Annotated in this window: 17 protein-coding genes; 7 read left to right on the top strand and 10 right to left on the bottom strand. The window is 72.4% G+C overall.

What is annotated here, in order from left to right; genetic code table 11:
- Nucleotides 1–9 precede the first annotated feature (9 nt).
- From GGQ54_RS15615 to GGQ54_RS15605, 3 genes are all read left to right on the top strand, one after another.
- Complete coding sequence (locus GGQ54_RS15615) at nt 10–1,041, top strand: App1 family protein phosphatidate phosphatase (protein ID WP_179446197.1); 1,032 nt, start codon at nt 10–12, stop codon at nt 1,039–1,041.
- A gap of 109 nt (nt 1,042–1,150) precedes the next feature.
- Complete coding sequence (locus GGQ54_RS15610; RefSeq protein ID WP_179446196.1) at nt 1,151–3,595, top strand: DNA gyrase/topoisomerase IV subunit A; 2,445 nt, start codon at nt 1,151–1,153, stop codon at nt 3,593–3,595.
- Between the two features lie 63 nt (nt 3,596–3,658).
- Complete coding sequence (locus GGQ54_RS15605) at nt 3,659–5,380, top strand: AMP-binding protein (RefSeq protein WP_179446195.1); 1,722 nt, start codon at nt 3,659–3,661, stop codon at nt 5,378–5,380.
- Between the two features lie 10 nt (nt 5,381–5,390).
- On the opposite strand, the gene GGQ54_RS15600 is transcribed toward GGQ54_RS15605, so the two are convergent.
- Complete coding sequence (locus GGQ54_RS15600) at nt 5,391–5,849, bottom strand: Rrf2 family transcriptional regulator (RefSeq protein ID WP_179446194.1); 459 nt, start codon at nt 5,847–5,849, stop codon at nt 5,391–5,393.
- A 43-nt stretch (nt 5,850–5,892) separates the two neighbouring features.
- Complete coding sequence (locus GGQ54_RS15595; protein ID WP_179446193.1) at nt 5,893–6,786, bottom strand: sulfite exporter TauE/SafE family protein; 894 nt, start codon at nt 6,784–6,786, stop codon at nt 5,893–5,895.
- A gap of 138 nt (nt 6,787–6,924) precedes the next feature.
- Between GGQ54_RS15595 and GGQ54_RS15590 the strand changes: the two genes are divergently transcribed.
- Complete coding sequence (locus GGQ54_RS15590; protein ID WP_179446192.1) at nt 6,925–7,722, top strand: acyl-CoA thioesterase domain-containing protein; 798 nt, start codon at nt 6,925–6,927, stop codon at nt 7,720–7,722.
- Nucleotides 7,723–7,865: 143 nt separating this feature from the next.
- Nucleotides 7,866–8,822: a sigma-70 family RNA polymerase sigma factor gene (locus GGQ54_RS15585; RefSeq protein WP_425487424.1), complete on the top strand. Its 957-nt coding sequence runs from the start codon at nt 7,866–7,868 to the stop codon at nt 8,820–8,822.
- Nucleotides 8,823–8,862: 40 nt separating this feature from the next.
- Here GGQ54_RS15585 and GGQ54_RS17500 read toward each other — a convergent pair whose 3' ends face one another.
- Nucleotides 8,863–9,201, bottom strand: a complete 339-nt coding sequence (locus GGQ54_RS17500) for a winged helix-turn-helix transcriptional regulator (RefSeq protein ID WP_343045990.1) — start codon at nt 9,199–9,201, stop codon at nt 8,863–8,865.
- A 90-nt stretch (nt 9,202–9,291) separates the two neighbouring features.
- Between GGQ54_RS17500 and GGQ54_RS15575 the strand changes: the two genes are divergently transcribed.
- Nucleotides 9,292–10,056 carry an NAD(P)H-dependent oxidoreductase gene (locus GGQ54_RS15575; RefSeq protein ID WP_179446190.1) on the top strand — a complete coding sequence of 255 codons (765 nt, stop codon included), beginning with the start codon at nt 9,292–9,294 and terminating at the stop codon, nt 10,054–10,056.
- A gap of 20 nt (nt 10,057–10,076) precedes the next feature.
- Here the strand turns inward: GGQ54_RS15575 and GGQ54_RS15570 are convergent, their stop codons facing one another.
- The 7 genes from GGQ54_RS15570 to GGQ54_RS15540 form a co-directional block, all read right to left on the bottom strand.
- Entirely contained in the window at nt 10,077–10,973 is an 897-nt protein-coding gene (locus GGQ54_RS15570) for an acyl-CoA thioesterase (RefSeq protein WP_179446189.1), read from the bottom strand.
- Nucleotides 10,974–11,873 (bottom strand): PAC2 family protein, encoded by a 900-nt coding sequence (locus GGQ54_RS15565; protein WP_179446188.1) that lies wholly within the window; start codon nt 11,871–11,873, stop codon nt 10,974–10,976.
- 10 nt (nt 11,874–11,883) lie between these two features.
- Complete coding sequence (gene hrpA / locus GGQ54_RS15560; RefSeq protein ID WP_179446187.1) at nt 11,884–15,672, bottom strand: ATP-dependent RNA helicase HrpA; 3,789 nt, start codon at nt 15,670–15,672, stop codon at nt 11,884–11,886.
- Between the two features lie 131 nt (nt 15,673–15,803).
- Nucleotides 15,804–16,664, bottom strand: a complete 861-nt coding sequence (locus GGQ54_RS15555; protein ID WP_179446186.1) for an endonuclease/exonuclease/phosphatase family protein — start codon at nt 16,662–16,664, stop codon at nt 15,804–15,806.
- Nucleotides 16,664–16,843, bottom strand: a complete 180-nt coding sequence (locus GGQ54_RS15550; protein WP_179446185.1) for a hypothetical protein — start codon at nt 16,841–16,843, stop codon at nt 16,664–16,666. Before GGQ54_RS15550 ends, GGQ54_RS15555 begins: the two co-directional genes overlap by 1 nt.
- A 171-nt stretch (nt 16,844–17,014) precedes the next feature.
- Nucleotides 17,015–17,596, bottom strand: coding sequence for a class F sortase (locus GGQ54_RS17710; protein ID WP_343045989.1), 582 nt, complete (start codon nt 17,594–17,596; stop codon nt 17,015–17,017).
- Complete coding sequence (locus GGQ54_RS15540) at nt 17,581–18,339, bottom strand: DUF4397 domain-containing protein (RefSeq protein WP_179446184.1); 759 nt, start codon at nt 18,337–18,339, stop codon at nt 17,581–17,583. The genes GGQ54_RS17710 and GGQ54_RS15540 overlap by 16 nt, the downstream gene beginning before the upstream one ends.
- A 134-nt stretch (nt 18,340–18,473) precedes the next feature.
- Here GGQ54_RS15540 and GGQ54_RS15535 point away from each other — a divergent pair, with 134 nt between their 5' ends.
- On the top strand, nt 18,474–19,280 hold the full coding sequence (locus tag GGQ54_RS15535) for a hypothetical protein (RefSeq protein WP_179446183.1): 807 nt from the start codon (nt 18,474–18,476) through the stop codon (nt 19,278–19,280).
- The last annotated feature ends 13 nt before the right edge of the window (nt 19,281–19,293 follow it).

Genomic DNA, 19,293 nt, shown 5'->3' with positions numbered 1-19,293 from the left:
GTCGGGGCCATGTCGACGAACAGGCCGTTCTTCGCGGCCCGGATCGAGGACGCTCTGACGCGCCTGGTTGGCCGGCTCGTCCGCAACCTCGGCTGGCGGGAGCGGGTGATCGGCTACATCAGCTACGGCAGCCCCGCCTTCGTCCGGATCCTGTGCCGGGTGGTGCTCAGCCCCGATCCGCGCAAGCACGGTCAGCTTGCCGAGGCGCTGCTGAACCGCCGCGGGTGGCGCAACTTCATCACCGCCCCGGCCGAGTTCGCCCCGATCGAGGTACGCATCGGCGACACCACCTGGCAGGGGCGTTCCGGCCGCGGCGGGTTCGTCGACGTGCGCCTGGCCCACCGCGGCCTGACCCCCGGCTGGCACCGGGCGATGATCCGCCCGACCGGCGGCGACGAGGTCGAGGTCCCGCTGTTGATCATCGACCCGACCGACGACTTCGGGATCGTCAGCGACATCGACGACACGGTGATCTCGACCTCGCTCCCGCGCCCCCTGCTCGCGGCGTGGAACACCTTCGTGCTGCACGAGACCGCCCGGCAGTCGGTGCCGGGGATGGCCGAGCTCTACCGTCGCCTGCTGGCCGACCATCCGGGCTCGCCGATCTTCTATCTGTCCACCGGCGCATGGAATGTGGCGCCGACCCTGGTCCGTTTCCTCAAGCACCATCGGTTCCCGCTCGGGCCGTTGCTGCTCACCGACTGGGGGCCGACCAACACCGGCTGGTTCCGCAGCGGTCGCGAGCACAAGGAACGAATGCTCGCCCGGCTCGCCGAGGAGTTCCCCAATGTCGCCTGGCTGCTGGTCGGCGACGACGGGCAGCACGACCCGAGCATCTACGGCGGCTTCGCCCAGGCCAATCCCGACCGGGTGCGCGCGATCGCGATCCGCCAGTTGACGCCGGGCGAGCAGGTGCTCGCCCACGGCACCCCGGTCGGCCTGGAGGATCCGCCGGTCGCGGGTGACACGCCGGAGGTGCGCGGGCCGGACGGGGCCGCGCTCGGCCGTGCCCTCGGGGCGCGGGTCGCCGAGCACGCCTGATCGGCCGCGACACGCGCGGCACGGTCCGGGGTCGGCCCGCCCGCGCGCGAGAGAATCGCTTGGTTCGCCCGCGGGGCGTACCGAAGCTGAGGAAGGAGCACCCGCGCCGATGGCCCGGAAGAAGACGCCGACCGTGGAGGACGACTTCACCGAACGGATCCTCGATGTCGACGTCTCCTCGGAGATGCAGACGAGCTTCCTCGAGTACGCCTACTCGGTGATCTATGCGCGGGCCCTGCCGGATGCGCGCGACGGGTTGAAGCCGGTGCAGCGACGGATCCTGTACTCGATGGACGAGATGGGCCTGCGCCCGGACCGCGGGCACGTCAAGTGCGCCCGCGTCGTGGGCGAGGTGATGGGCAAGCTCCACCCGCACAGCGATGTCGCGATCTATGACGCGCTGGTCCGGATCGCCCAGCCCTGGGTGATGCGGCTGCCGCTGGTGGACCCGCACGGCAACTTCGGCTCCCCCGACGCCGGCCCCGCCGCGATGCGCTACACCGAGTGCCGGATGGCCACCTCCGCGCAGGCGATGACGGCCGAGCTCGATCAGGACACCGTCGACTTCCGGCCGAACTACGACGGCAAGGACTCCGAGCCGGTCGTGCTGCCCGCCGCGATCCCGAATCTACTGGTGAACGGCGCCGCCGGGATCGCCGTCGGGATGGCGACCAACATGCCGCCGCACAATCTGGTCGAGGTGGTGCAGGCGTTGCGGCACCTGCTGAAGCACCCGAATGCCCAGCTCGACACGCTGATGCGGTTCGTGCCCGGCCCCGATCTGCCGTCCGGCGGCAAGATCATCGGGCTGGACGGGATCGCCGACGCCTATGCCACGGGCCGCGGCAGCTTCCGGATCCGGGCCAGCGCCCGGATCGAGCAGACCTCCCCGCGCCGCAAGGGGATCGTGATCAACGAGCTGCCCTACGGGGTGGGCGCGGAGAAGATCATCGAACAGATCAAGGCGCTGGTGCAGTCGAAGAAGCTGCAGGGCATCGCCGATGTGAAGGACCTCGGAGATCTGGAGAATCCCACCCGCCTGGTGATCGAGGTGAAGAACGGCTTCAATCCCGACGCGCTGCTCGATCAGCTCTATGCCCGGACGAAGCTCGAGGACTCGTTCTCGATCAACAACGTGGCGCTGGTCGACGGGCAGCCGCGGACGCTGAGCCTGCGGGAGCTGTTGCAGATCTTCCTGGACCACCGCCTCGACGTGGTGCTGCGCAGGACCCGATTCGCCCGGGACAAGGCGCTGGACCGGCTGCACCTGGTCGAGGGCCTGCTGATCGCGATCCTCGACATCGACGACGTGATCGCGATCATCCGCGGCGCCGACGACGCGGCCGCGGCGCGCGGGCGACTGATCGAGGTCTTCGAGCTGACCGAGACCCAGGCCAACCACATCCTCGACATGCAGTTGCGTCGACTGACCCGGTACAGCCGGATCGAGCTGGAGTCCGAGCGCGACGAGCTGCGCGCGACCATCGCCGAGCTGGGCGAGATCATCGACAACGACGACCGACTGCGTGGTGTGGTCGGCGACGAACTCGCCGAGGTCGCCAAGCGATTCGGTACGCCTCGGCGTACCGTCCTGCTGGCCTCCTCCGGCGCCCGACCGACCGCGTCCGCCGCGCCACTGGAGATTGCCGACGACCCCTGCCACGTGGTGTTGTCGGGAACCGGACTGATCGCCCGGACGACGAATGCGGAGCCACTCGGGCAGCCCGAGACGCGGGCGGCACACGACGTGATCACCTCCATGATCACCACGACCGCCCGTGCGGATCTCGGCGTGATCACCAGCGCCGGCCGGCTGCTGCGGATGAATGCGATCGACCTGCCCACCCTGGCCGATGTGGCGGGCGCCCCGAATCTGCAGGGCGGCGCGCCGCTGGCGGAGCTGATCATGCTGGAGGCGGGCGAGCGCGCACTGGCGCTGACGACGCTGGACCCGGACGGCCCCGGGCTGGCCGTGGGCACCGCCGGCGGGGTGGTCAAGCGTGTGCTGCCCGAGGCGGTGAACAAGGACGCCTGGGAGATCATCCGGCTCGCCGACGGCGACGAACTGGTAGGTGCGGTGCAGGTCACCGACCCCGACGCCGAGCTGGTCTTCGTCTCCTCCGACGGCCAGTTGCTGCACTACCCGGCCTCGCTGGTCCGCCCGCAGGGTCGGGCTGGCGGCGGGGTCGCCGGGATCAAGCTCGGGGCTGGCGCGCGGGCGATCTGGTTCGGCGCGGTGTCCGGTGACGACGCGGTCCTGGTCAGCATCGCCGGCGCGGCCGACGCGCTGCCGGGAACCGATGCGGGCACGGTCAAGGTCACACCGTTCGCGGAGTACCCGGGGAAGGGCCGCGCCACCGGCGGCGTGCGCTGCCACCGGTTCCTGCGCGGGGAGGACCGGCTGTTGCTCGCCTGGGCCGGCCCGGCTCCCGCCCTGGCCACCACCTCCGGCGGCTCGCCCGTGGAGCTGCCCGCCGCCGAGGGCCGCCGCGACGGCTCCGGCGTACCCGCCGCCCAGCCGGTGGCCGCGATCGGACCGGGCCGGCTTTCCTGATCGCCCTCGGGCTCGCCCGCCCGGTTACGATGACCGCACCGCGCCCCGAGCGAAGGAGCACCGATGCCCCTGCATCCCGATGTCCGCGCCGCCCGCGACTTCCTCCTGGCCAACCGCGAGGATGCCGACTCCGCCCGCGCGGGCTTCGCATGGCCCCGGCCCGAGCGCTACAACTTCGCCACCGACTGGTTCGACGGGCTGGCCGAGGAGCGTCCGGACCAGGTGGCGCTGTGGATCACCGACGGGGAGCGCGACCACAGGTTGACCTTCGCCGAACTGGCCGAGCGCTCCCGGAGTGCAGCCGCCTATCTGGCCGAGCTCGGACTCGCGGCGGGCGACCGGCTGTTGCTGGTGCTCGGCAACACGGTTCCGCTGTGGGAGGTGATGCTCGGCGCGATGCGACTCGGTGCGGTGATCATCCCCGCCACCCCGCAGCTCTCCCCTGCCGACCTCGCCGACCGGGTCGATCGCGGCCGGGCGAAGCTGATCATCGCGCATGCCTCCGACGCGGCGAAGTTCGCCGACCTGCCCGGCGATCCGGTGCGGGTCGCGGTGGCGGCCGACGGGGAGAGCGTGCCCGAGGGCTGGCGCGATCTCGCCGAGTCCTCCACCCGCGATCCGGGTTCCGCGCCCGAGCCACCCGCCCGTCGCGGCGATGATCAACTCCTGCTCTACTTCACCTCGGGCACCACGGCCCGGCCCAAGCTGGTCGAACACACCGCGACCTCCTACCCGATCGGCCACCTGACCACCATGTACTGGCTGGGCCTGCAGCCGGGCGATGTGCACCTGAACATCTCCTCCCCCGGCTGGGCCAAGCACGCCTGGTCGAATGTCTTCGCGCCGTGGCTGGCGGGAGCGACCGTGCTGATCTTCGACTACGCGCGATTCGACCCCGGCAAGCTGCTCGACGTGATCACCCGCACCGGCGTGAACACCTTCTGCGCGCCGCCGACCGTGTGGCGGATGCTGGTCCAGGCCGACCTGGGCCGGATCGATCCCACCGCCACCGGGCTTCGCGAACTGCTCAGCGCCGGCGAGCCGCTGAACCCCGAGGTGATCGAGCACGTCCGCCGGGCGTGGGGCCTGACGATTCGCGACGGCTACGGGCAGACCGAGACCACGGCCCAGGTCGCCAACCCGCCCGGTCAGCCATTGCGCGAGGGCTCGATGGGGCGGCCGCTGCCCGGCTTCGACGTGGTGCTGATCGACCCGGCGACCGGACAGGAGCGCACCGACGAGGGCGAGCTGTGTCTGCGCCTGGACCCGCGACCGCTGCCGCTGATGACCGGCTACCGCGACACCGCCGACGCCTCCAGCGACGAGCTGAACGCCGATGCCTTCGCGGGCGGGGTCTACCACACCGGCGACGTGGTCTCGATCGACGCCGACGGCTATCTGACCTATGTCGGGCGGGCCGACGACGTCTTCAAGGCCAGTGACTACCGGATCAGCCCGTTCGAACTGGAGTCGGTGCTGATCGAACACCCGGCCGTCGCCGAGGCCGCCGTCGTCCCCGCACCCGACCCGACGCGGCTCGCCGCGCCGAAGGCCCATGTGGTGCTCGCGGCCGGGCACGAGCCGAGCGCCGAGACCGCCCGCGACATCCTCGGCTATGCGCGCGAGCACCTCGCGCCCTACAAGCGGATCCGCCGGCTGGAGTTCGGCGAGCTGCCCAAGACGATCAGCGGCAAGATCCGTCGGGTCGAGCTGCGCACGGCCGCTCAGGCGAGCGGCGAGGACCGCCCCGCGGGCGAGTTCCGCGACAGCGATTTCGAGTTCTGATCGGGCGCCCTCAGCGCGGTTGCCAGGCGTCCTCGTCCACGGTTCGGCCGGCGATCGGCGCGGGAAGCTCCCCGGCGGCCAGGTCGCCGACGGACACGTTCTCCAAGACGTCGCGCAGGCTGGACCGGGCGGCGATCCAGACGAGTTGCAGCGGGGTTGCGGTCTCGTTGTAGTCGACGGCCTCCGGCCGCAGCCCGTGCACGCTGACCAGCGGCCCGTCGATGCTGCGGATCACCTCGGCGACACTGATCTCGGCGGCGGGACGGGCCAGTCGCCAGCCGCCGGACGGTCCGCGGAGCGAGAGCAGCACGCCCGCCCGGCGCAGGTCGGCCAGGATCGCCAGCAAGAACCCGCGCGGGATGTCCTGGGCGGTGCCGATCTCCTCGGCGTTGATCGGACCGTCGGCATCGCGGCGGGCGATCTCGATCATCGCCCGGACGCCGTAGTCCGATTTCGCTGTGATCCGCACGGGGCCAGTCTGGCATCCGCGACGCGGATCGGCGCGCAGCGACTCAGGCGGCGGCCTCCGTCAGGTCCGGATCGGTACGCCGGGAGGCCCGCTCCTGGCGTACCGCCCAGACGATCAGGCTGACCCAGACGACCGCCAGCACGATCAGCACCGTCGCCCGGATCGCGCCCGAGACGTCGAACGCGCCCAGCAGGGTGTTGGTATTCGTCACGATGATCAGGCCACCGGCGGCGACGGCCAGCACCCGACCCGGCAGCCGCTTGGCGAGCCAGGCCGCGACCGGGGCGGCGAGCACCCCGCCGACCAGCAGCGCCAGCGCGATCCGGAAGTCGATGCCCTGGCTGCCGAGGGCGAACAGGAAGCCGAGCGATCCGCCGACGGCGACGACGAACTCGGAGGTGTCGATCGAGCCGATCACCTTGCGCGGCTCCAGCCGCCCCGAGGCCAGCAGCGTGGGCGTACCGACCGGACCCCAGCCGCCGCCGCCCAGGGCGTCCAGCAGGCCCGCGACCCCGGCCAGCGGCACCAGCAGCGCGGTGCGGGGGCGCCCGCGGAAGGTCGGCCGCCGACCGCCGAGGCGCAGGAACCGGAAGATCACGTACGCCCCGAGCGCGAGCAGCAGCACCGCCACCCAGGGCTTGGCGACATCGCCGTCGATCGAGGACAGGAAGGTCGCGCCGATGAAGGCCGCGATGCCGCCGGGCACCGCCATCGTGCCGACGACCCGCCAGTCGACATTGCCCAGCTTGAAGTGGGAGATGCCCGAGACCAGCGAGGTGCCGATCTCGGAGAAGTGCACGGCCGCGGACGCCGCGGCCGGGGCGAGGCCGACCGCGAGCAGCAGGGTCGAGGACGTGACGCCGTAGGCCATGCCCAGCGAGCCGTCGACGAGCTGGGCGATGAAGCCGACGACGGCGAGAACGATCAGATTGCGCATGGTCAGGGCCTTCCGAGAAACCGAAGTAAGTCCGTCTTGTCTACAAGCTCACCAGACAATGGCCACGGCGTGGACGGCGTCCGCTCCGTGGGACGACCCCCGTGCCCAGCCGGCGCTCGCATCCGGCAGGCTGGCGCCGTGCAGCAGCCGGCGGCGATTCCCGCAGACCCGTATTTCCGCAGTCTCGGCGACGGGCGGTACGCCCCGACCGCGCACACCGAGGGCGCGTGGGCCCGCGACGAACAGCACATGGCACCGATCGGCGGCCTGCTGGTCCAGGAACTGCTCGACCACGAGCCGCGGACCGATCTGCAGCTCGCGCGCGTCTCCTTCGACATCCTGGGCAAGATCCCGTTGGCCGAGTTCACGATCGAGGTCCGCACCCTGCGGCCCGGCCGCACCATCGAACTCGTCCAGGCCGAGGCCAGCGCGGGCGGCCGCGCCTTCCTCCGCGCCACCGGTTGGCGCCTGGTCGCCTCCGACACCTCCGCGGTGGCCGGCGGTGCGCCGCCGCCACCGCCGACCCCGGACCTGTTGCCGTCGACCCCGCTGGCCACCGACTGGGGCGGCGGTTACATCGACTCCCTCCGGGTCCGGCCGGTACGCCCGCCCGAGCCCGGGCACGGCGAGGTCTGGCTGGGCACCGACGTGGCGCTGCGCGACCGCGGCCCGGTGAGCGATCTGGCCCGACTGGCCGGGCTGATCGACACCGCCAACGGGGTCGCGCCGCGGCGCGACCCGCGGGAGTGGCTCTATCCGAACACCGATCTCACCGTCCACCTGTACCGGCAGCCGATCGGCGGCTGGCTCGGCCTGGTCGTCGACGTGGTCTGGGGCGAGACCGGGGTGGGCCTGACCAGCACGACGCTGTTCGACGAGCGCGGCGCCTGGGGGCGGGCGGAGCAGATCCTGACGCTGCGCGCACTGCGCGCCTGAGCGCGCGTCGGACCACGGTCTGGGCGGCGCGGTGGCTCGTGCCACCGCGGTCCTCTCAGGGTCGGGTCAGGGAGATTCGGGAATCCTTCGGCCCCGTTCGGGCGTTGTGAGTGGTGAACCCGAACGAAAGGGAACCGATGGCCATCACCACAGCACCGCGCCAGCGAGCGAACGACGGCATCGACGGGAAGGACGCGGTCGGTCTCTACCTGGACGGCATCGCGAAGACCCCGCTGCTGACCGCCGCGGAAGAGGTCGAGCTGGCCCGGGCGATCGAGGTGGGTCTGTACGCACGGAAGCTGCTGGACGGCACCGTGACCCCCGCCGACCGGCGCGAAGCCGCCGGCCGGGCGCGCCGCGTCAGCCGCGAGGAGCTGGAGCAGCTCGCCGAGGAGGGCGAGCGTGCCCAGCAGCGCTTCATCAGCGCGAACCTGCGGCTCGTCGTCTCCGTGGCCCGCAAGTACGGCCGCTCGCAGATGCCGCTGCTCGACCTGGTGCAGGAGGGCAACACCGGCCTGATCCGCGCGGTGGAGAAGTTCGACTACGCCAAGGGCTTCAAGTTCTCCACCTACGCCACCTGGTGGGTCAAGCAGTCGATCAGCCGCGGCATCGCCCAGCAGGGCCGGATCGTCCGCCTGCCGGTGCACGTCGCCGAGCAGGTCAACCAGGTGAACGCGGTACGCCGGAACCTGGAGCGCAAGCTCGGGCGGGAGCCGGAGCTGGACGAGATCGCCGCGGAGATGGACGTGGAGCCCGGCCGGGTGGTGGATCTGATCCGCTACGGCCGCGACCACGTCTCGCTCGACGCCCCCGTCGAGGAGGACGGCGACACCGCGCTCGGCGACCTGATCGCCCGCGAGCCCATGCCGGGCCCGGACGAGATGGTGCTGAACGCCGAGGAGTCCGCCCGGCTGGAGGCGATGTTGGACAGCCTCGACGAGCGCTCGGCCGATGTGGTCCGCCGCCGCTACGGCCTGGTGGACGGCCGGCAGGCCAAGCTCGCCGACATCGGCGCGATCTGGGGCATCACCGCCGAGCGGGTACGCCAGATCGAGCGGCACGCGATCGCCAAGCTCCGCAAGGGCGACCTCGCCGCCTGAGCAGGCCCACTCACTGACGCGCCGGTCCCCGACCGGCGCGTCAGTGCGTTCGGGGGTCGGCCAGGTAGCGCCGACCCCACTCCCCGACCGCATCGGCCACCCGGGCCAGGTCGCGGCCGGCATCGGTCAGGGCGTACTCCACCCGCGGAGGCACCTCCGGGTGAACGGTCCGGGTGATCACGCCGTCCGCCTCCAGCGCCCGGAGCTGGCGGGTCAGCGTCTTCGCCGACACGGGGCCGATCGAGCGCTGCAGCTCGCCGAAGCGCAGCGGACCGTCGCTCAGCTTCGACACGGCGGTCAGCTTCCAGTCGCCGCCGGCGATCGCCACGCCGACCTCGATCGGGCAGATCTCGGCCGCCCGGCGTACCGCATCCCGCACGACGCACCGTCCAATACTTTCGATTGCGCACCATAGTGGCAGAAAAGACCGTACTTCCGAAGTTGATACGCGCTGGCTAGCGTCGAGGACATGCAGACCCTGATCGTCGCCGCGCCGCCCTCGCCCACCTCGCTGACCGCCCGGCTGCTCGCGGCCGCCGAGGACGAGCTCGTCTCGACCGGCCACGATGTCGACGTGATCGACCTGGCCGCGATCGACTGGGACCCGGTGGTCCGACCCGGCGACTACGGGCTGTCGGCGATCACCGGCCCGGTGGGCACCCACGCCGCGCAGGCCATCGCCGCGGGCACCCTCGACCCGACGATCGCCCGGCACCAAGAACTGCTGCGAGGCGCGGAGCTGATCGTCTTCATGTTTCCCCTGTGGTGGTTCGGGATGCCCGCGATCCTCAAGGGCTGGGTCGACCGGGTCTACACCCAGGGCTTCGCGTTCGGACTGGACGACGCGGCCGGGCGGACCCGCAAGTACGGCGACGGCGGCCTGGCCGGCAAGCGCGGCCTGGTGATCACCTCGGCCGGCGACCGCGAGACATCCTTTGCCCGCCGCGGGGTCAACGGCGGCATCGACGAGCTGCTGTTCCCGATCACCCACGGCATCTTCTTCTACACCGGCACGGCCCCACTGGAGCCGCTGACGGTCCTCGGCGTGGACACGCCGGTGTGGGCGGGCGCCGACGACGCCGAGGCGAAGGTACGCAAGCGCCTCGCCGGCGTGACCGACGAGGCCCCGATCCCGTATCGGCGGATGCTCGCCGACTACGACGGCGATCGGGTGCTGCGCCCAGAGCTCGCGCCCGGCCGCGAGGACCTGGCCGTGCATCGCGCCGACCGCTGAGCCCCGGGCGGCGGGCGGTCTCAGCCCTGCGCGGGCGCGCGGGCCTCACGGCTCTTAGGCCGGATCAGCCCCTCCTGGGCGACCGAGGCGACGAGTGCCCCGGACTGGAAGATCCGCCCGGTGGACAGGCCGACGGCACCGCTCGCCGAGGGCGAGGTCTGGTCGTAGAGCAACCAGTCCTCGACGCTGAACGGTCGATGGAACCACATGGAGTGGTCCAGCGATGCCATCTGCAGACCCTCGCGGGTGGCGCCGTGCGGCACCAGGGCCGCGGCCAGCAGGGTCAGGTCGGAGGCGTAGGCCAGGATCGCCTGGTTCCACACCGCCTCCCGCCCGGCGGCTGCCGCCGGCAACGGCTCGTTGACCTTCATCCACACCCGTGCCCGTGCCGGATGCTCGGGGTCGACGATCCCTCCCCCGGGCTGGGTCGAGCCGGCCAGCCGGAAATCCAGCACCCCGAACTCGGACTGCCAGGTCAGCGGCGACCGGCCGGTCAACCGCTGCTGGACCTCGGCCAGGTGCGGGCAGTCCTCCGGCGCGGGGACATCGGCGGGCATCACATCGGCATGCTCCAGCCCCGGCTCGGGCAGGTGGAACGAGCCCGACATCGTGAAGATCACCGCGCCGTTCTGTCGCGCGAGCACCCGGCGCGAGCTGAACGAGCCGCCGTCGCGGGTCGCCTCGACGTCGTAGATGATCGGCGTCGTGGTGCGCCCGGGCCGCAGGAAATAGGCGTGCAGCGAATGCATCAGCCGCTCCTGCGGCACCGTGCGGGAGGCGGCCATCAGCGCCTGCGCGAGCACCTGCCCGCCGAACGCCCGCTGCCGCTCGGTGCGCGGCTGCGCGCCGCGGAACAGCCCGACCTCGATCTCCTCCAGGTCGAGCAGTTGGGCGAGCTCGGCCATGTTGGTCGGCATTCAGCGACCCTCGCGCTTGTCGCGGTCGGCGAGGAAGCGCTCCAGTTCGGCCCCGATCTCGTCGGCCGACGGCACGGCCTGGGTGACCCCGCTGTTGTCGTAGTGCTCCTCCAGGCCCGCGACCACCTGCTGGACCTCGGCCGAGGCCGCCATCTCGGTGTTGATCTCGGCGAGATTCTGCTCGGCGGCCTCCGCGAGGCCGTCGTCGGGCAGGTCGAGGCCGGTCAGGTCGACCAGCCGACGATGCGCCGCGAGCACTGCCTGCCCGAACGGGGCGGCGGCCAGGTAGTGCGGAATGTGGGTGGCGAGCCCGACCGCGCGTACCCCCGCCTCGCCGAGCCGCATCTCCAGCACACCGCCGAGGCTGCCCGGGACCTCGATCCGGCCGAGCCACAAGGCATTGTCCTGTTCCAGGTTGCCGTGCGTCGAGTGGCCGGTGATGGTCGTCGGGCGGGTGTGCGGTACGCCGAGCGGGATGCCGTACGCCGTCGCGGCCAGCCCCACCCCCAGCTCGCCCGCCAACCCGGTCACGGCGGCGCTGACCCGCTCCCACTGCACATCGGGCTCGGGCCCGGTCAGCAACAAGAACTCGGTCCCGGCACGGTCGACGACCCGGTCCAGGCGGAGCTCGAACGGGCGCAGCGACTCCCAGTGATCGGTGTCGAAGGTCATCACGGGCCGCCGGCTGCGATAGTCGTGGAGCTGGTCGACGTCGAAGTGCGCCAGCGGTTCGTGCTCGCTGTGCTCGAGCACCTGCTGGCCCAGCGTGTGGCCCACCTGGCCGGCGTCCACGAACCCGTCGAGAAAGTGCAACAGCACGAGCTCGCGGCCGGCATTGCGCTCCATGAATGTCGCGTAGGCGGGTTCTGCGAGGTCGTAGAGCTGCCGCGGGTCCAACATGTCGGCAACCCTACCGGTGGGCGGCGCGGGCGATCGCCGAGCGTACTCGCTTCGCGGACACGGGTACGCGGGTGCCGAGGCTCTGGGCGAACAGGCTGACCCGCAACTCCTCCAACAGCCAGCCGATCTCGGCCACCTCGTCGGACAGCGGGCCCTCGGGCTGTGCGTTCACCAGCTCGGCGTAGGCGTCCTCCAGCGGCCAGATCTCCGCCGCGGCCCGTTCGTCCCGGGCGGCCGAGCCCGGCAGCGCCGCCAGCCGGCGCGCCGCGGCGCGTAGATAGCGCGGCAGTTGCCCGAGCCACGGTTGCGGGGTCGCGGCCAGGAAGCCGTCGAAGATCAGGTTGCGGACCTGCTCCCGCACGTCCTCCGCTGCGTCGTCCCCCGCGGGCCGCTCGCCGAGCGCGGCAAGCACCTCACCGTGGGCACGGACGGTCTCGGCGGCGATGGCCACCACGCGGCGGGTCTCCTCGGCGGCCTCGGCGCGTACCGCCTCGCGCAACGCGGCGAAGGCTGCCTCGTCGCGGATCGCGGCCGGATCGTCGACCCGCGCGGCAAGATCGGCGACGGCGCGCAGTCGCGCGTCGGCGACCAGGTCGGCCAGGCCCGGGTACGGCGCGGCCGTCAGCGCCAGCTTGTCGGCATTGCCGAGCCGCCCGATCACCCAGTTCGCCGGATTGGGCGTGGTCAGGACGAGCAGCCGGGCGATGCCGCGCCGGTGGCTGGCCTCGGCCGGGCCGCGTTCGGGGAAGATCCGCATCCCGACCGCCGCCCCCTCGTCGGTCAGACCGGGATGGCCGACGGCGGGCCCCGTCGCGGTCTCGGTGGGGATCTCACCGAAGGACCATTGCGTCTGCCCGCTGGCGAGGGGCCGCTCGGTGACGACGGCCGCGGTCAACGAATCCGCGGCGGCCACGGTGAGCCGGCGCTGCAGCGCGGCCAGGTCGGGGCCGGAGTCGAGCTCGGCGCCATCGTCGCCGCGGATGACGAACGTGGGTACCAGATGGGTCGGCAACCTCGTCGGGTCGAAGTCGGACGGCTCGACCGGCGCGGCGAGGCGGGTCAGGGCGCGGGCCAGCGCGTCGGCGAACGGGACGCGTTCGGGGTCGATCCCGAGCCCGGCGATCTCGGCGAGCGCCCGGCCGGCGTACTCCGGCGCGGGTACGAAGCTGGTCCGCAGCGGCTTCGGCAGGCTCTTGATCGTCGCGGTCGCCAGCTCGACGCGCAGGCCCGGCACCTGCCAGGAGAACGGCGCCGGCGAGAGGCGATGCAGGACAGCAAGATCGACATCGACCAGGACCCCGTCGTGGCCCGCACCGGGCTCGTAGACATAGCGGACGTCCAGCTCGAGGTCGGCGATCCGCCAGTGCGCCGGAAATGCGCCGGCGTCGGGGTCGGCGTCGCCGATCAGGTCGTCGACGCTGAAGTCCAGCACCGCCGCTGGCTGGCGGCGCAGCCAGGCATCGAGATGCCCGACGGAGGTGATCTCGGGGCCCAGCCGGGCGTCGTAGAGATCGAACAGCGTCTGGTCGTCGACCAGCCCGGGCCGGCGCAACCGCGTACCCACCTCCTCCGCCTGCTCGCGGATCGCCCGGTTGTGCGCCAGGAAGCCGTGCTGGGTACGCAGCTCGCCCTCCACGAGGCCGGACCGGATGAAGATCTCCCGGGCCGCTGCGGGATCGATCCGGCCGTAGTTGATCATCTTGTCGTTGCGGATGGGTACGCCGAGCAGGGCGACGCGCTCGCGCGCGAGCACGGCGCCGGAGCGGGCGGAGAAGTGCGGCTCGGACCAGGTGCGGGTGAGCAGATGCCCGCCGGCCTCCTCGACCTGGTCGGCGGTGATCGGCGCGACCGTGCGCGCCCACAGCCGGCCGGTCTCGACCAGTTCGGCGGCCATCACCAGCTCGGGCGGCGTCCGGGCCAGGGCCGAGCCCGGGTTGATCGCGAACCGGGAGCCCCGCGTGCCCAGGTATTCCCGCGGACCCGGCCGGCGCCGACCCCGGTCGCCGGAGCGGCGGGTGGGCTCGCGCAGGTCGGCCAGCCCGACATTGGACAACAGCCCGGACAGCAGCGCGAGGTGCACCCGGTCCGGCGGGGCGGGCGCGGCATTCGTCGCGAGGTCGAGGTCGCGGGCGATGCCGCGCAACTGGCCGTGCAGGTCCTGCCACTCCCGGATCCGCAGGAAGTGCAGGAACTCGTCGCGACACATCCTCCGGAACGCGTTGCCCGACAGCGATCGCTGGCGTTCGGTCAGGTAGTTCCACAGGTTCAGCCAGGCGAGGAAGTCGCTGCGCTCGGCGTCCTCGCCCGGCGCGCCGGCCGCGGGACCCGGCTCGACCGGGGCCCAGAACCGGCGGTGTAGTTCGTCGGCCCGCTCGCGATGCTCGGCCGGGCGCTCGCGCGGGTCCTGGATGGACAGGCCGGCGACGATGATCAACACCTCGGCCAGCGCGCCCTGCTCGGCCGCGGCGATCAGCATCCGGCCGAGCCGCGGGTCGATCGGCATCCGCGCCAACTGCTGCCCGATCCGCGACAGGCGCACCGGGCCCTTGCCCGGCTTGCCGCGCAGCGCGCCCAGCTCGTGCAGCAGCCGGAGCCCGTCGCCGATCGCCGCCGCGTCGGGCGCCTCGACGAACGGGAAGTCGCGGATCTCGCCCAACCCGGCCGCGGCCATCTGCAAGATCACCGAGGCGAGGTTGGTACGCAGCATCTCGGGCTCGGTGAACTCCGGGCGAGCCGCGAAGTCATCCTCGCCGTAGAGCCGGATCGCGATGCCGGGGCTGGTCCGGCCGGCGCGTCCGGCGCGCTGGTTGGCCGAGGCCTGCGAGATCGGCTCGATCGGCAGCCGCTGCACCTTGGTCCGGGCCGAGTAGCGCGAGATCCGGGCGGTGCCGGGGTCGATCACGTACCTGATCCCGGGAACCGTCAGCGAGGTTTCGGCGACGTTGGTGGCGAGCACGATCCGCCGCCCCCGGTGCGGGCGGAAGACGCGGTGCTGCTCGGCCGCGGACAGCCGGGCGTACAGCGGCAGCACCTCGGTGTCCGGCAGCTTCGCAGCGGCCAGCGCGTCGGCGGTGTCGCGGATCTCGCGCTCGCCGGAGAGGAAGATCAAGATGTCGCCCGGGCCCTCGGCGATCAGCTCGTCGACCGCGGCGGTGATCGCGCCGATCGGATCGGCCTGCCCCTCCTCGGCACCGTCGTCTGGTCGGTAGCGGATGTCGACCGGATGGGTACGCCCGGACACCTCGATCACCGGCGCGTCGTCGAAGTGCCGGCTGAACCGGTCCGTGTCGATCGTGGCCGAGGTGATGATCACCCGCAGCTCGGGGCGCCGCGCGATGAGCTGCTTGAGGTAGCCGAGCAGGAAGTCGATGTTCAGGCTGCGCTCGTGGGCCTCGTCGATGATGATCGTGTCGTAGCGGCGCAGGTCGCGGTCCCGGCCGATCTCGGCCAGCAGCACCCCGTCGGTCATGATCTTGAGCCGGGTGTCGCGACCGGCGCGGCGGGTGAACCGCACCTGGTAGCCGACCAGGTCGCCCAGCTCGGTCCGGGTCTCCTCGGCGATCCGCTCGGCAACGGTGCGCGCCGCGATCCGCCGCGGCTGGGTGTGCGCAATGCTGCGGCGGCCGGCGGCGAGACAGATCTTCGGCAACTGGGTCGTCTTGCCCGAGCCGGTCTCGCCGGCCACGACGACGACCTGATGCTCGCGCAGCGCCGCGGCGATGTCGTCGGCGCGGGCACTGACCGGTAGTTCGGGATCGGGGGCGAGGACGGGCCCCTGCTCCTGCACCGATCCGCTCATGACGGCTCCAGCCTACCGGCCGGACCGGACTCACCGGCCGAGATTTCGCTCCTACACTCGGAGCGTGGGCCGGTCGGCGGCGACTCACCGTTGCCTTCGATGCTCCCGCGACGTGCGCCACGGCGATGAGTTCACCGCAGTCGGGGCCTCCAGGCGTAGTCCACCGCCAGCCCAAGATGATCACTCGGCCAGTCCTGTCCGGGTGCGGGTACGCCAATCGTCCAGCCGGCCAACGCGGCACCGTGGCCGGAGTGGAACTGAAAGTCGAGGGTGTAGTCCAGCATCGGCAATCCCGGCGGGAGGTCGGGATAGTCGGCCGCGGTCTCGGCCACCAGCGGGTTTGCGGCCACGATGGTGCAGCGGCTGCCGGGGCGTGGTCCCTCCTCCCAGGCATCGACGGCGCCGCTGCGCAGCAGGTGGCGGTGCTCGATCCCGGCGGGGACGAAGTTGCAGTCGCCAGCCAGCAGCCACGGCTGCTGCTCGGTGAACTCGGCGCGCACCGTCGCGAGTTGCTGCAATCGGGTGGCGACCGACTCCCGCAGGCCGGGCTCGCGGATCGCCTCGTGGCCGAGCTCGCCGCGGGCGGCGGCCAGGTAGTCCGGGTCAAGGGTCATCCGGCCGGCCGCGCAAGTCGCGGCGAGATGCACCGAGCCGATCCGCACCGCCCCGCCGTCCGGCCCGGGCACGGCGGCGGTGATCAGCCAGCACGCCGGTCCACCCCCGGTGAGCTTGATCGACTTCTTCCGGTCGAGACGCCGGGCGAGGATGGCCGGCACCGAGATCGTGTCGGTGCCGGGCATCGGCTTGATCCGGTCCCTCGGCGGCACGGCGGTCGCCGCCAGGTCGAGCCGCTGCGCCACGGCGGCGGCATGGTCAGGTGAGGTCTCCTGCAACAACACCACATCGGGCCGGACGGCTGCCAGGCAACGGCACAGCGCATCGAGGCGCCGGTCGCGATCGCGCCACAACGCGTTCCAGGTGACCACCCGCATCAGTGCCGCGCTCCGACCCCGCGCGCCGACGCGCCTCGCGCCGCCCGGTCGACGGCCATGATCACGAACGGCGAGATCGCGGTGTTCAACACCACCGATACCGTCGCCACGCCGGCGTTGTCCGGATCGAGCGAGGCCGCGACGGCACCGATCGCGACGCCGAGCGGGGTGTTGTCCACGTGTACAGCATGACCGACAACGTGTACTCGTCGAACGCCTGGTTGAACCGGAGCGCGGACACCCGTACCAGCACCGGGGCGAACCGTCGCGCCGCACCGGCGCCGATCGCAGCCAGGGTGCGGGAACTGAGGATCGGCGCCCCGACCCCGGGCGTGGCCGGCGCCGCGGTTTCACTCGGGGTGAGCCACCACGACCAGGTTCTCGGCGTACCCGCCCGCGGCCGCGTCGTACTCGCCGATGCAGGTCAACATGACCAGTCGCGGAGATCCCGTCTGGCCGAACACCTCCTCGTCGTCCACCAGCTCGGCCCGGGGCACGCTGCGAATCTCGGCGACCCGGTAGCCCTGCCGGTGCGCGCCGGCGCCGAGCTCGATCCGGTCGCCGAGGCGCGCGCCCCACAGCGCACGGAAGTAGCCCGGGGCGCCGGCGATCGAGTCGACGTGGCCCGCCAGCACGACCGAGCCGTAGGGGTCTCCGACGTACGCGCTGCCGTCCCACCAGCCCACCTCGCCGACCCGTTCGGGCACGACCAGTGAGCCGTTGACCGTGCTCGCGACGGCGATCGGCGCCGCGCCCCGACCGGGCAGCTCGATCCGCTCCGGGATCCACCGGGCGCTGTCATCGGCCGCGCGTCCCGGTCGCGCCGCGGGTGGCTCCGGCGCCGCTTCCTGCGGAGCCGCGGAGCAGCCGGCGAGCAGGCCCGCCGCGAGCAGCGCGACGAGCGCCGCCCGTGCGCTCAGAAGCGATCCCACGCCGGTCGTCCGCCGGCGCCGGTGTCCACGTCATCCGGCCGGTCCGAGCCCCCGCCGGAGCCGAGGTCGATCTCGTGCGTGACCACGGTCATCTCATCGCGACCGGGATCGCCGATGGCGAATGCCCAGGTCAGTCGCCCCGGCTTGAGCGTGAGGTCGATCGGCCCGATCACCGCGGGTCCGTCGGTGCCCGCCGGCACGATGTCGACCGAATAGGTGTCGGCCGGCACCACCTTGTAGAGGAACTCGCCGTTCGCCACATTGGCGAACAAGACCTTGCCCGACACCCGGATGTCGGCGGGGCCGACCGCCGCGACGTGCGCCACCGCGTGGGCCGCCTTGCCGCCCTGCACGGGAGTCAGGTTGTTGCGGTAGAGCGTGACGACGGGGTCGCCGTCGGGCGCCGCGGGCAGGTGCACGACCGCGTCGGAGCTGCTCCCCGCTTCGAGGTCGACGGTCGCGGTGGCCACGGCTTTGTCGTCGTCCACCAGCTCGATCTTCGTTCGCCCGGCGGCCACGGTGAACGGGCCGACCACGGTCGCACCGTCGACCCCGCTCGCGACCTCCTTGCCCCCGAGCTTGACGTCGAGGCTGCGACCCGGCAGCCCCTGGACGAGATAGACAGTCGCCTCGTTGGCGGCCGAGCTGCGGGTCGGCGCGCCGAGCGCGGCGAGTGCGATGGTCAGGGCGGCCGCGACCGCGCAGGTGCGCAGGATCAAGCGGCGCCACGATGATGTGTTCACGATTCCCCCGAATGGCGTGATTGTCGTGGCGCCAGCATAGGATGCGGATCACGAAATGACGCGCGTTTCACGCGACCGGTCGGACATCTCGCCGGAGCGTGGCCGTCGGTTCGGTCTTCGGGGGGAGGCAGCAAGTGGCACGACCGACCGGTCTTGTGCGCCGCGTGACGGGCGCGCTCGCGACCGTCGCGCTGCTCGGTGCCGCGGTGCTGGTGGCCGTGCAGGTACGCCAATCGCCGACCGCCGCCCCGCCCCCGGCCCCCGGCGCCCCGCAGAGTCCCGGCCCGACCGACTCCCCCGGCCCGATCGACTCCCCCGACCCGACCGCTCCGACCGCCCCGGCTCCCCAGCCGACCGCCGACGCGCCCGCTCCGCCCGCGGCGACCACCGGGCCCGGGCTGGACCGGGTGGGCGTGACCATGATCGCCACGCCGGACAGCGAGGGCGGCTTCCGGGTGGTCGAGTACGTGCGGTTGCCGCGACCGGCGGCGTCCCTTGAGTTGCGCCCGCCGCGCCTGGACGGTGCCGGCAGTGCCCTCGCCTCCGCCGAGCCGGTGGCAGCACAGGTGCAGGTGACCGCCGCCGATCAGCCGGTCGAGGTGCCGCAGGGCCGCGTGGCCGCGCCCGTCAGCCTCGGGCTGCCGGCGCCGGCCGACACCGCGCAACTGGCGTACCGCATCTCCGGCGTGGGCACGGCGAGCCTGCCGTCGAAGGCCGGCCGCTGGCTGGCCGCGCTCGGGCCGCTCGCCGCCGCCGGCGAGGCCACCCCGGTCATGATCGTGGTCACCGGCCCCACGGTGCTCGGGATCAACTGCCCGCTGCTCGACCCGCCCGCGCGCAGTTGCCAGTCCGGATCGGCCCCCCGCTTGGCGACCGTGCGGGCGCTGCCGCGACCGCAGGCGCTGGTGTTGGTCCAGTACGACGCCCCGATGCCGCGATGAGGTCGGGCCGCCG

Source organism: Naumannella cuiyingiana (assembly GCF_013408305.1).
Classification (GTDB): domain Bacteria; phylum Actinomycetota; class Actinomycetes; order Propionibacteriales; family Propionibacteriaceae; genus Naumannella; species Naumannella cuiyingiana.
This window is presented reverse-complemented; position numbering and strand designations above follow the sequence as displayed.

What these genes read in the sequence shown, in the direction of transcription:
- GGQ54_RS15615 (WP_179446197.1), top strand. Translation starts at nt 10, where the DNA reads ATGTCGACGAACAGGCCGTTCTTCGCGGCCCGGATCGAGGACGCTCTG.
- GGQ54_RS15570 (WP_179446189.1), bottom strand. Translation starts at nt 10,973, where the DNA reads ATGCCGACCAACATGGCCGAGCTCGCCCAACTGCTCGACCTGGAGGAG.
- GGQ54_RS15595 (WP_179446193.1), bottom strand. Translation starts at nt 6,786, where the DNA reads ATGCGCAATCTGATCGTTCTCGCCGTCGTCGGCTTCATCGCCCAGCTC.
- GGQ54_RS15555 (WP_179446186.1), bottom strand. Translation starts at nt 16,664, where the DNA reads ATGCGGGTGGTCACCTGGAACGCGTTGTGGCGCGATCGCGACCGGCGC.
- hrpA (WP_179446187.1), bottom strand. Translation starts at nt 15,672, where the DNA reads ATGAGCGGATCGGTGCAGGAGCAGGGGCCCGTCCTCGCCCCCGATCCC.
- GGQ54_RS15575 (WP_179446190.1), top strand. Translation starts at nt 9,292, where the DNA reads ATGCAGACCCTGATCGTCGCCGCGCCGCCCTCGCCCACCTCGCTGACC.
- GGQ54_RS15565 (WP_179446188.1), bottom strand. Translation starts at nt 11,873, where the DNA reads ATGTTGGACCCGCGGCAGCTCTACGACCTCGCAGAACCCGCCTACGCG.
- GGQ54_RS15605 (WP_179446195.1), top strand. Translation starts at nt 3,659, where the DNA reads ATGCCCCTGCATCCCGATGTCCGCGCCGCCCGCGACTTCCTCCTGGCC.
- GGQ54_RS15610 (WP_179446196.1), top strand. Translation starts at nt 1,151, where the DNA reads ATGGCCCGGAAGAAGACGCCGACCGTGGAGGACGACTTCACCGAACGG.